Annotated in this window: 10 protein-coding genes; 8 read left to right on the forward strand and 2 right to left on the reverse strand. The window is 64.5% G+C overall.

The window, feature by feature from the left end:
* The first annotated feature begins 8 nt into the window (after positions 1-8).
* From pdhA to IFO71_RS04195, 8 genes are all read left to right on the forward strand, one after another.
* Complete coding sequence (gene pdhA / locus IFO71_RS04160; RefSeq protein WP_192028276.1) at positions 9-1,076, forward strand: pyruvate dehydrogenase (acetyl-transferring) E1 component subunit alpha; 1,068 nt, start codon at positions 9-11, stop codon at positions 1,074-1,076.
* Positions 1,076-2,056, forward strand: a complete 981-nt coding sequence (locus tag IFO71_RS04165; RefSeq protein ID WP_192028277.1) for an alpha-ketoacid dehydrogenase subunit beta — start codon at positions 1,076-1,078, stop codon at positions 2,054-2,056. The genes pdhA and IFO71_RS04165 overlap by 1 nt, the downstream gene beginning before the upstream one ends.
* A complete protein-coding gene (locus tag IFO71_RS04170) occupies positions 2,056-2,433 on the forward strand; it encodes an SH3 domain-containing protein (protein ID WP_192028278.1) in 378 nt (125 codons plus the stop codon). Before IFO71_RS04165 ends, IFO71_RS04170 begins: the two co-directional genes overlap by 1 nt.
* 54 nt (positions 2,434-2,487) lie before the next feature.
* Positions 2,488-3,810, forward strand: a complete 1,323-nt coding sequence (locus IFO71_RS04175) for a dihydrolipoamide acetyltransferase family protein (RefSeq protein WP_192028279.1) — start codon at positions 2,488-2,490, stop codon at positions 3,808-3,810.
* A gap of 20 nt (positions 3,811-3,830) precedes the next feature.
* Positions 3,831-4,217 carry a VOC family protein gene (locus tag IFO71_RS04180; RefSeq protein WP_192028280.1) on the forward strand — a complete coding sequence of 129 codons (387 nt, stop codon included), beginning with the start codon at positions 3,831-3,833 and terminating at the stop codon, positions 4,215-4,217.
* Between the two features lie 92 nt (positions 4,218-4,309).
* A complete protein-coding gene (purD, locus tag IFO71_RS04185; RefSeq protein ID WP_192028281.1) occupies positions 4,310-5,593 on the forward strand; it encodes a phosphoribosylamine--glycine ligase in 1,284 nt (427 codons plus the stop codon).
* A gap of 212 nt (positions 5,594-5,805) precedes the next feature.
* The gene (locus tag IFO71_RS04190) at positions 5,806-8,232 is read left to right on the forward strand and encodes a response regulator (RefSeq protein WP_192028282.1); all 2,427 of its coding nucleotides are present in this window, start codon (positions 5,806-5,808) and stop codon (positions 8,230-8,232) included.
* A gap of 88 nt (positions 8,233-8,320) precedes the next feature.
* Complete coding sequence (locus IFO71_RS04195) at positions 8,321-10,207, forward strand: MFS transporter (RefSeq protein WP_192028283.1); 1,887 nt, start codon at positions 8,321-8,323, stop codon at positions 10,205-10,207.
* Between the two features lie 241 nt (positions 10,208-10,448).
* On the opposite strand, the gene IFO71_RS04200 is transcribed toward IFO71_RS04195, so the two are convergent.
* Positions 10,449-11,348, reverse strand: coding sequence for a hypothetical protein (locus IFO71_RS04200; RefSeq protein WP_192028284.1), 900 nt, complete (start codon positions 11,346-11,348; stop codon positions 10,449-10,451).
* A 106-nt stretch (positions 11,349-11,454) separates the two neighbouring features.
* On the reverse strand, positions 11,455-12,369 hold the full coding sequence (gene nudC / locus IFO71_RS04205) for an NAD(+) diphosphatase (protein WP_192028285.1): 915 nt from the start codon (positions 12,367-12,369) through the stop codon (positions 11,455-11,457).
* Positions 12,370-12,371 lie beyond the last annotated feature (2 nt).

A 12,371-nucleotide genomic window follows, 5' to 3' on the forward strand; every position in this document is an offset into this window, starting at 1 on the left:
AAGCAAGGATGAGCGTGGCCGCCAGTTTTTCCATCGAGTATGTCGAGCATTTGGCCGCCGATGGCCGGCTGAAAGGCGAGCGTCTACCGAATTGGGTGGAATCACCGCAGCAGTTGGTCGATCTGTATCGTCATATGCTGTTCACCCGTAGTTTCGACAGCAAGGCCGTGGCACTGCAGCGCACCGGCAAGCTCGGCACCTATGCCTCCTGCCTCGGCCACGAGGCTTCCCATGTCGGCGTGGCCTCGGCTATGCACGTCGATGATTTGCTGGCGGTGTCGTATCGCGAGATCGGCGCCATGCTGATGCGCGGCGTGCGCCCGCGCGAGATCCTGATGTACTGGGGCGGCGATGAGCGCGGCAGCTGCTTCGAACAGGCAATCAACGACCTGCCGATCTGTGTTCCGATCGCCACCCAGTGTCTGCATGCCGCCGGCTCAGCCCTGGCCTTCAAGCTGCGCGAGGAACCGCGCGTCGCCGTGGCCTTCGTGGGTGATGGCGGCAGTTCGAAATCCGACTTCTATGCTGCGCTCAACTCGGCCGGCGCCTACGCCCTACCGCTGGTACTGGTGGTGGTGAACAACCAGTGGGCGATTTCGGTGCCTCGTCGGGCGCAGACCGGGGCACAGACCCTGGCGCAAAAAGGCCTGGCCGGCGGACTGGAGTCGATTCAGGTCGATGGCAATGATCTGCTGGCGGTGCGCGAAGTCGCCGAGCACGCGATCAAGCGCGCCCGCAACGGTCACGGCGGCACGGTGATCGAATGCATCACCTATCGCCTGTCCGATCACACCACGGCCGATGATGCGCGACGCTATCGCGATGAGGCTGAGGTGAAAGCGGCGTGGGAAAAGGAACCGATGCTGCGCCTGCGCCGCTACCTGATCGAACAAGGTCTGTGGAGCGAGAGCGAAGAAACCGAATGGAAGCAGGAGTGCAACCAGCGCGTCGACGAAGAAGTGAACGCCTATCTTGAACTGGCGCCGCCGCCGGCCACCGACATGTTCGACTACCTCTACGCTGAATTGCCGGATGATCTTCGCGGCCAGCGCGCGCAACTGGAGGGCCCACGCTGATGGCCGCCATTACCTTGATCGAAGCGGTCACCCAGGCCCTGGCCTATGAGATGGCCAATGACGGCGCGGTGCTGGTGCTGGGCGAGGACGTCGGCGTGAACGGCGGCGTATTCCGTGCCACTGCCGGCCTGCAGCAACGCTTTGGTGATCAGCGGGTGATCGACACCCCGCTCGATGAAACCACCATTGCCGGCTTAACTGTCGGCTTGTCCCTGCAAGGCATGAAGCCAGTGGCCGAAGCGCAGTTCGATGGCTTCGTCTATCCGATGCTCGATCAATTGATCTGCCACGCCGCCCGAATGCGCAACCGCACCCGCGGCCGCCTGACCTGCCCGCTGGTGTTGCGCGTGCCCTGGGGCGGCGGTATCCGAGCCCCCGAGCATCACAGCGAGGCCAACGAGGCGATGTTCACCAACGTGCCGGGTCTGCGCGTGGTGCTGCCGTCCTCGCCGCAGCGCGCCTACGGTCTGCTGCTGGCGGCGATTCGCGACCCCGACCCGGTTATCTTCTTCGAGCCAAAGCGGATCTATCGGCAGTACAAGGAAGAGGTACCGGATGACGGCGAGGCCCTGCCGCTGGATGTGTGCTACGTGTTGCGCGATGGCATCGATGTCACCCTGGTGACCTGGGGCGCGCAGGTCAAGGAATGTCTGGAAGCGGCCGAAAAGCTGGAGTCGGATGGCATTTCCGCCGAAGTGATCGACGTCGCCACCCTGCGACCGCTGGACTTCGCCACCATCGCCGAATCCGTGGCCCGCACCGGGCGCTGCGTGATCGTTCACGAGGCGCCACGCACCGGCGGCTTTGGCGCCGAGATCGCCGCCCGCCTGGCCGAGCAGTCGATGTTCGATCTGGTCGCCCCGGTGGAGCGTGTCACCGGCTGGGACACGCATATCCCACTGTTCCGGCTGGAGATGAAATACTTGCCCAGCGTCGAGCGGATTTGCGCTGCGGCGCGCCGCACCATGGAGCGCAGCTGATGTTAAGAGCAATCACCGGCACTGTTACCCGTGACGTCGACGCCGAAGACGCCCTGCCACTGACGCTGCAGGCGGGCGATCAGGTACGCGTCGGCCAGGCGCACCCCGACTGGCCCGACTATTTCTGGTGTGACGATGGCGGCCTGTGTGCCGGCTGGGTACCGCGATCGGTACTGCAGATCACCGGCATGCTCGGCATCGCCAAGGTGGAATACTGCAGCAATCACCTCAGCGCCCGCGCCGGCGATCCGGTGCGGATCATGTGGAAGGGCGATGGTTTCCCCTCGATCTGGTGCGAAAACCGCGATGGCGATCGTGGCTGGATTCCCTACGATGCCCTGGACATTCCGCCCGACCAGGGCGTTGAAACCCAGTAGGCCCGACTGCGGGCACCACCCATCTGAACATATCGATTCACCCCGGAGTCGAACATGAGTGAACGTTACGCCTTTCATCTACCCGACCTCGGCGAAGGCCTGCCCGATGCCACGGTGGTGGAATGGCTAGTAAAGCCCGGCGAATCGGTGCAGCTGGATGAACCCCTGGTGGCGATGGAAACCGCCAAGGCGGTGGTCGAAGTGCCGTCACCGTGCTCGGGCAAGCTGCTGAATGTGGCCGGCGAGGCCGGCAGCGTGATCACTACCGGCCACGTGCTGGCCGAATTCGAGATTGATCCCAGCGCACGCCAACGTGCGGCCGGCCATGACACCGGTCATCACCATCACGCTCCCGCGAAACAAGAGACCAAGGAAGCCGCGCCCAGCAAGGCGGCCGAGCAGGATGCCGGTACCGTCGTCGGCGCGATGAGCGCCAGCGACCAGGTGCGTGAACAGGCGGCAGTATCGGTCGGCGGGGTGAAAGCGATGCCGGCGGTGCGCGCGTTGGCGCGCAAGCTCGGCGTCGACATCGCACGGGTAACGCCGAGCGGTGCCGATGGCATCGTCACCCTGCAGGACGTCAAGCATGCTGCATCGGCGGGCACGGCAGCGCCAACTGCAAGCGGCGCACTGCCGCGCAAGGTGGCCAGCGAGCCCGCGCCAGCCCCGGCGGCCGAGCGCACCGTCACCTCGGCCAGCGGCCGACCCATGCGCACCCAGCCGCCGGGCGTGGAGGTCAGCGGCCAACCGCAGCCACTGACCGGGGTGCGCCGCAATATGGCGCGGGTGATGGCCCAGGCCCAGGCTGAAGTGGTGCTCACCACCCTGAGCGACGATGCCGATATCCAGGCCTGGAGCCCAGGCAACGATCTCACCGCTCGGCTGATTCGCGCCCTGGTCGCCGCCTGTCGGGTCGAACCCGCCCTTAACGCCTGGTTTGATGGCGAGAAGCTGACCCGCACCCTGCATTCTCAGGTCGATGTCGGGCTTGCCGTTGATACCGCCGAAGGCTTGTTTGTTCCAGCCCTGCGCAATGCCGACATGCTCGATCTCGCCGCCACCCGACAGGCCATCGGCCGGCTGCGCCAGCAGGTCGAGCAACGCAGCCTGCCGGCCAGCGAGCTGACCGGCTACACCATCAGCCTGTCAAACTTCGGCAAGTTTGCCGGTCGCTATGCCACCCCGATCGTGGTGCCGCCGACCGTCGCCATTCTTGCCGCCGGTCGTCTGCGCTACGAAGTGGTGCCGGTGATGGGCGGCGTGGAGACGCACCGGCTGATTCCGCTGTCCCTGAGTTTCGATCACCGCGCCGTGACCGGTGGCGAGGCGGCGCGCTTTCTGCGTGGCGTGCTCGACGACCTCGCTCTGCCGCAGTAGTCGCGAAGGCCGATCAACTCATGACCCATCGCTCGCGCCTCGCCGGTTTCATCATTGACTGCCAGACCGACAATCTCGGTGCCGCGGCCGACTTCTGGTCGCAGGCCCTGGGCCTGGCGATAGTCGACCCGGACGAAGGCGGTGAAGACCGCTATGCCCGCCTCGACAAGGGGCCTGGCGAGCTGCATATCGAAGTGCAGAAAGTCGATCACGCCTCGCGCGTGCACCTTGATATCGAAACCGACGACATTGAAGCAGAAGTCAAACGCCTAGTTAAGCTGGGCGCGGTGCAGATCTCACGGCCACGCGGGGGGCGCTGGGTAGTGATGCAGGCACCGACCGGCCAGCGTTTCTGCGTGGTGCGGATGAAGGGCGAGCCGCCAGGCCTGAATCATTGGCAGGAATAGACGCTTTGTTGCCCTGATAGTGGGCCAGAGGCCCACCCTACGACCGGCGGCCTCGTCGTACAATCGCGGCCCTTGCCTGATGGGAACCCGCGATGAAAGTCTTGCTGATCGGCTCCGGCGGCCGCGAACATGCCCTGGCCTGGAAACTGGCGCAGTCGCGCAAGGTCAGCGAGGTGCTGGTCGCCCCGGGCAATGCCGGTACCGCTACCGAGGCCAAGTGCCGCAATGTACCGGTCAAGGCGACCGATATTGATGGCCTGCTTCAGCTGGCAAAGAGCGAGCAGGTGGCGCTGACCGTAGTCGGCCCGGAAGCGCCCCTGGTCGCTGGCGTGGTCGACCGCTTTCAAGCGGCACGACAACGCATTTTTGGGCCAAGCGCAGCTGCCGCTCAGCTTGAGGGCAGCAAGGCCTTCGCCAAGGACTTTCTTGCTCGGCACGGTATTCCGACCGCGCATTACGCGGTGTTCAGCGAGGTCGAGCCGGCGCTGGCGTACTTGCAGGAAAAAGGTGCGCCGATCGTGGTGAAGGCCGATGGCCTGGCCGCCGGCAAGGGCGTGATCGTGGCCATGGAGCTGGAAGAGGCACAAGCCGCGGTGCGCGACATGCTATCCGGCAACGCCTTCGGCAGCGCCGGCGCGCGCGTCGTTATCGAAGAATTCCTCGATGGTGAAGAGGCCAGCTTTATCAGCATGGTCGATGGCAAGACTGCGCTACCGATGGCCACCTCGCAGGATCACAAGCGAGTCGGCGACGGCGACACCGGTCCCAACACCGGCGGTATGGGGGCGTACTCGCCGGCGCCAGTGGTCAGCGCCGATGTGCATGCGCGAGTGATGCGCGAAGTGGTTGAGCCCACCGTCCGCGGCATGGCTGCCGATGGGGTTCCCTTCACCGGTTTTCTTTACGCCGGCCTGATGATCGACAAGTCTGGCGCACCGAAGGTGATCGAGTTCAATGTGCGCTTCGGCGACCCGGAAACCCAGCCAGTGATGCTGCGCCTGCAATCGGATCTGCTCGACCTGGTCGAAGCCGCGATCGACGGCAAGCTGGCGCAGCAGCTGGTGGGCTGGGATCCGCGCCCCAGTCTCGGCGTCGTGATGGCCGCCGAACACTATCCGGGCACCCCCGCCAGCGGCGACCAGATCCTCGGCCTTAACACCGACCTTGGCCCCGATGCCAAGGTCTTTCACGCCGGCACGGCAACCGATGCCGAAGGCCAGGTCATCACCGCCGGCGGCCGGGTGCTATGCGTCTGCGCCCTGGGCAGCGACATCGCCGATGCGCAGCAGCGTGCCTACGCGGCGGTCGACAAGATCTCCTGGCGCGGCGAGTTCCATCGCAGCGATATCGGCTGGAGAGCGGTGCGTCGCGGGTAGCAAACCTCTCCTGACGTGGCGCCAGAACTACGAGCCCATTTCACGGCGCTTGGTGGTCGAGCTGCGGGCAATCGAGGTACCTGTGTTCAGCGGGAGCTTCGAGTAAGCTGGAGAGCAGTCGGACCGCGCGTTTGGCGCTATAGAGCCAGTTCGCTTGCGAACCGAGTGGGGTGATTGAGGCGTTGGTTTCCAACCGGCCAAAGGATCCAGCTATGAGCGGCGCGGCACACGGCCATCTGGAGGAGCTGCAGCAGTCCTATCGTCGCTCCTTGCCGCTGAAAGCGCAGCAGGTGCGCGAGCTGTGGGACAAGCTGAAGTTTCTCAACTGGAGCGAGGACGGGGTCACCCTGTTGCAATCGCTCTCGCATCGCCTGGCCGGCAGCGGTGGCGCCTACGGCTTTCCGCTGATCTCCGATCGCGCCCAGGCACTGGACCAATTGCTGCAGGCGCTGGATCACCAGCATGTCGGCGATACGCAGCGGGCGAGGGTCGAAGAGCTGGTCGAAGACCTGTGCCGAACCTTGCTTGCCGCCCGGGAAGTGGAGCGCCCGGCAGCTCATCCGCTGGGCCCGAGCCGAAGCGAGCTGCCGGTGCTGGTGGTCGACGACGACCCCGATTTGCGTGCGCTGTTGAATGTGCACCTGGCAGCGGCCGGCTATCGCGTGGTTTCAGCCGACGCCCCGTCATCTGCGCTGCAATGTCTGGACCACGAAGACGTGGCGGCGGTGGTGCTGGATTGGCATTTCCCGCCGCCGGCCGTCAGCGGCGCCGATGCGGTTGAACTGATTCGAGGCAAGGCCGGCCCGGATGTGCCGATCATCCTGCTGTCGGCGCGCACCGATCTGACCGCCCGGCTGCAGGGATTGCGCTCTGGCTGTAGCGGCTATCTCTGCAAGCCGGTCGATGTCGAGTTGCTGCTCAGTGAACTGGCCAGCTTTGCCGAGAACGGTCGCGAACCAGATCGGGTGCTGCTGATTGATGACGACCCGGAAATCCTGCGCTACTTTCAACTGGTGCTCAGCGAGGCGGGGATGGACGTGCAGAGCCTGCGCAGCCCGCTGCAGGCGTTGCAAAAGATTCAGCGCTTCAAGCCGACGGCCATCCTGCTCGATCGCCACATGCCAGGCTGCAGCGGCGAGGAACTGATTCGGCTTCTTGCCGATGTGCCCGAGTGCGAAACCGTGCCCCTGCTGCTGATCAGCGGCGAGCTCGATCAGGGTGTAATCGAACAGGCCTTGCACCTGGGCGTGACTGCATGTCTGCCCAAGACCATCGAGCACACTCAGCTGGTACAGGAAGTCCGCGGCGCGCTGGCTCTGGGGCGGCGGCGTGCCGCCCGCATGAGCGGCCTGTTGCGCGCCCGCAATCACCACGGCGCCATGGATCGGCAGCATCTGATGGAGCACATCGACCGACTGCTGGGTCGGCAGGATGAAACCAGCGAACAAGCCGCGTTGATCTATCTCGGTCTGGACCAACTGGATCTTGTACGCGCGCAGCACGGTGCGCCGGCCTGGTGGGCCATGCACGAACAGCTGGAACAGCTGATCGACGAGTGGCTGGAGCCCGAGGCGGTGTGGTCGCCGATCAGCGATACAGTGATTGCGATCCTTTGCCAGGATCGCCCAGGCGGGCACGCCGAACAACTGGCTGACTTGCTGCGCCGCAAGATCGAGCAACTGCCGTTTCGCTATCGACGCCATATTCTGCACACCTCGGCCAGCGTGGCGATTGTGCCGGCCAACGGCTACCGCAATGGCTATGACTGGCTACGCGACGCGGAAAAAGGCCAGCGTGAATCCCAGCGACAGGGTGGCAATCGAGTGGTACGTCTGGTGGCAGACGCCGACGTCACCGGCCTGCGCCTTGGAGACAGCCTGGATACCGCTCAGCTGGCGTTGACCCTGCGGGCCTATGTCGATGTCGACGGCGGCGCTCCGAACACCTTCAGTGCTGAGGTGCAGTGCCTGAGCCCCGACGGCGAATGGCTTTCACCTGCGGTATTCAGGCCAGCGATGCAACAGCGCGGTCTGCTGGCGGCGGTCGACCAATGGGCCCTGACCGCGGCGGTACGTCTGTTGAAGCGCGAGCAGGATCAGCCCGATCTGGCCCGGGTGGTGGTCACGCCGCTGCAGCGCAATCCGGACCTGACCCCATTGGTAGCCCACCTGGCCGACTTGCTGGGCCGCGCGCCCCTGCCCAGGCACCGTCGCCTGTATCTGGAGGTGAGCGAAGACTGGCTGCGCCTGCATCGACGCAGCGTCGAGCTGCATGCCGGGCGTCTGGAGGAACTCGGCTGCGCCCTGTCCTTGATGGGCTATGGCAGCAGCGAGCCGACGATCGACGCCGAGCTGCTGCAGCCATTCTCGCAGCTGCGTCTGAGTCGCAACCTGATCGAGCAGGTCGGCAAGGAACCGGCCGCACAGGAGCGTGCCAAGCGCCTGATCAGCCTGGCGCTGGCGCACGAGTGCGAAGTACTGGCCGGCGACATCGACGACGCCCGTACCATGTCCTTGCTGTGGCAAGCCGGTGCCCGTCTGTTCCGCGGCGGATTCGTCAGCGGCAGCGAAGTCCAGCGACAATACCTTGCCGATCAGCTCGAAGCTGACAACCAGGTGGCGCTGGAGCGTCGGCGCTAGAACACCTGAACCGTTGGCCCGGTGTGCGGGCGACATTTCGGCGGTCGATTTGGCATGATCGGCCGCAGCTTGCTGCAAAGGACCCTGCATGGCCGGCCATAGCCAGTTCGAACTGCTGCGTACCCGCCGATTCCTACCGTTTTTCCTCACCCAGGCCCTGGGCGCGTTCAACGACAACGTGTTCAAGAACGCCCTGGTCATCCTGATTGCATTCAAGATCGCCGGTCTGACCAGTGCCGATATCAACTTCTGGTCAAATCTGGCAGCCGGCCTGTTCATCCTGCCGTTCTTTCTGTTTTCGGCCAGTGCCGGTCAATGGGCCGAGCGCCAGGAGAAAAGCAGCGCAATCCGCAAGATCAAACTGCTGGAGGTGCTGATCATGATGCTGGCGGCGGTCGGCTTCTGGCTGAACTCGCTGCCCTTCCTGATCGGCGTGCTGTTTCTGATGGGCACACAGAGCACCCTATTTGGCCCCATCAAGTACTCGGCCCTGCCGCAGATCCTGAAACCTGAGGAACTGGTGGGTGGCAACGGCCTGATCGAGGCCGGCACCTTCCTGACCATCCTGCTCGGCACCCTGCTCGGCGGCTGGCTGATGGCGGGCTTCGAGTGGGGGGCGACCTGGGTGTCGATGGCAGTGATTGGCTTTGCCGTGGCTGGCTGGCTGAGCAGTCGAGCGATTCCGCCGCTGCCGGCGACCGCCAACGACATTCGCATCGATCCGAATGTTCCGCGCGCCATCCTCAACACCCTGGGCCAGCTGCGCGGCAATCGCGCCGTACTGAACTCGGTGTTAGGGATCAGCTGGTTCTGGTTCTTTGGCTCGATCTTCCTCGCCCAGCTGCCGAACTACACCAAGGAGTACCTCGGAGGCGACGAGAGCGTGGCGCCGATGGTGCTCACCTTGTTCTCGCTGGGCATTGGCCTGGGCTCGCTGCTGTGCGAAAAGCTGTCCAGCCGCACGGTCGAGATCGGCCTGGTTCCGCTGGGCGCATTGGGGCTGACCGTGTTCGGCGTGGACCTGTACTTCGCCCGCCCCGAAGCGGCCAGCGTGAGCGGACTCGATTGGCGCGCCTTTCTCGATCTTCCCGGCAACCTGCGCATCGCCATCGATCTGGCCCTGATCGGCTTCTTTGGCGGTTTCTATATCGTGCCGCTGTATGCCCTGGTTCAGCAGCGTTGCCCGCGCGAGAAGATTTCGCGGGTGATTGCTGCCAACAATATTCTCAACGCCCTGTTCATGGTGGTCGCCTCGGTGATGGCGATCATCCTGCTCAACGCCGGCCTCAACATCCCACAGCTGCTGCTGATCACGGCCATTCTGAACGCGATCGTGGCGATCTACATCTTCAGCCTGGTGCCTGAGTTCGCCATGCGTTTCCTGGTCTGGATCGCGGTGAATCTGTTGTATCGGGTCAAGGTCGAAGGCATCGAAGAGCACGTGCCGGATGAGGGGCCGGCCCTGCTGGTATGCAATCACGTCAGCTTCGTCGATGCGCTGGTGCTGGGCGGCGCCGTACCGCGTCCGGTGCGCTTCGTCATGTACTACAAGATCCACCGACTGCCCATTCTGGGCTGGATATTCCGCACCGCCAAGACCATTCCGATTGCCGGCTCGAAGGAAGATCCCGAGTTGATGCAGCGGGCGTTCGAAGCAGTCGAGCAGGCGCTGAAAAATGGTGAGATCGTCGGCATCTTCCCTGAAGGCGGCTTGACCCGTGACGGCGAGATGGCGCCGTTCCGTCCTGGCGTCGAACGCATTCTGGCCAAAACCCCGGTACCGGTGGTGCCATTGGCGATCACCGGGCTGTGGCGCAGCATGTGGAGTCGCCGCGACAGCCTGCTCGGCCGCATGCGTTTGCCGCGACGACTGCGCGCCCGGATCGGCGTGCGTGCAGCGCCCGCGCTGCCGCCGAACAGCAGCGCAGCGGAACTTGAAGCCAAGGTGCGCGAACTGCGCGGCGACCTGCAGTAGCCGCGCCGATGAATCAGAGCTCGCTAGTGTCATGTCGCAGAAATACGTTTCGCAAGGCGCGCGATCTCTTGCAAGATTGAGTCGGCGGTGGCGATCCACTGGAAAGGGGTTGCGTCAGCGTTGTATCGGGTTACGAAGAGCTCAATCTCACCATCCGCGCGCAATCGGCCCATCAGCGTTTCCCGCAACCAAGCCCGCAAAAGTATACGTCATTTATGAATGTTATTTATGCGACATGACACTAGCTGGCGATACCCGCCAGCAGCAAAACAGCTAGCACCACCAGCCAGGCGGTCAGAATCCGCCACAGCAAGACTTGGGCATCGTGCAAGGCGGTGCCCAGAGGATCGGGCCCCTCATCGTCAGCCGGTGGCGGGATGCCCTCATCTTCGGCCTCCTCACGCGCCTCCTCCAACTGTTCGTGCCGCTCCACCACCACGCTACATTCGGCCACTGGCTGCAGGAACTCGACCGAGCCTGTCCACCAGCCGCGATGGTCGGCCAGGTGCCAGCGCCGCCAAGCCGCGGCCACGGTGTCGAAGTCACCGACCACCGCCAGGGCCAGGGTCATCAGATGCGCCACCGGCCAGTCGACGATCAGCCGCAACTTGGCCAGCGCGCTATCCGGTCGGGGCAAAGGATCGCTGGCCAGGCGCGTCAGGCGGAACAGAATGGCGCCGGCCGGACCCAGCACCACGAACCAGAACAGTGGACCAAACCACCGGTTAAGGGCGACATAGAACAGGCGGCCCGGCGCTGAAGGCGCGTCCGGGTCTGCAAGCCCGAGATTCTGCAGCGCCAGACGCCGCGAGCTGGGCTCGCGGGTGTCGACGACGGCGGCGACGTCGGCATCGAGATCGCGCGGCCCCCAGCACAGGAACAGCACCACCACGCCGAGCGCCAGCTCGGCCAAACCCAGCCAGCGCTCAGCCAGAAATTGCTGCAGCAAGAGCAGTAACACGCTCGGCAGGACGATCAGCAGCAGCACACTGATCAGACCCTCGCGCTGGTCCAGGCCCAACCGGTTACCCAGGGCCGACAGTGCGTCGGCGACCCGGTCAGGCCGTCGCCAGCCGGCCCATTGCGGTCGGTAGTGGCTGACCAGTAACACCACGGCAAGCGCAATCATCGCTATCGACATCAGGGCACTCCGCAAGGCGCCATCGAGCCGCGTGGTTTGGCGCGTCCAATAGATCGACTTGAGGCTAGGCCATGCGCCGGGCCCATTCAAGGGCTGCGAGCGCCGATCAGTGGCTGCCCAGCGCCTCGAACACCGCTGTCTCACCAAGCTGATCGATCAGCCAGTCCTCGATCAACCGATAGCTCACCGATACCGGAAACGGCAACAGCAAGCGCTTGGCGGCGGCTTCCTCGACAATCTGCGTGGCGCTGAACCAGCGTGCCTCGACCAGTTCGTCGCCCAGACGCAGTTCGGTGGACTCAGCCTCGGCATAGAAGCCCAGCATCAGCGAAGCAGGAAACGGCCAGGGCTGTGAGCTTCGGTAGCGGCAACGCCCGACCCGAATGCCGGCCTCTTCGAACACTTCACGGCGCAGCGCGTCCTCTAGCGATTCACCGGGCTCAACGAAGCCGGCCAAGGTGGAGAATCGCTTTTCCGGCCAGGTCGCGCCACGGCCGAGCAAGGCGCGTTCGCCATCGCAGACCAGGGTGATGATCGCCGCATCGGTGCGCGGAAAGTGCTCAAGTTGACAGTCGGGATTGCTGCACAGCCGGGTATGCCCGGCGCGTTTGATCTGCGTTTCCGCGCCGCAGGCACCGCAGAAGCGCGCTCGCGTATGCCAGAGCAGCAACGCCTTGGCATAGGCAAACAGGCCAGCCAGAAAAGGTGGGCATTGCATCGCGGCTTCGCGCAGACCGATGCGTGCTGCCCCTGGCTCGGTTGCTGGCAGCGGCAAGGCGAACCAGGGAATATCCTCCGCCGCTCCCAGAAACACGGCCTCTTCCGGCAGCGCATCGGCCACCTCGCAGGCGTGCTCGAGCAACAACTGGCGCTCCGCGCTGAGCGCCATCCGGCCTTCAAAATCCACTCGAATCAGGCGGGCGCGAGACCAGGCCTCAGCCAGCCATTGCGGCCGCTGGCGAAAATCGGCACTGCGATCGAGAGCCAGACCCTCGAACAGATTGGCACGCACCGGGCGCATGG

It is taken from the genome of Pseudomarimonas arenosa, from assembly GCF_014841215.1.
In the GTDB taxonomy this organism is placed as follows: Bacteria; Pseudomonadota; Gammaproteobacteria; order Xanthomonadales; family Xanthomonadaceae; genus Pseudomarimonas; species Pseudomarimonas arenosa.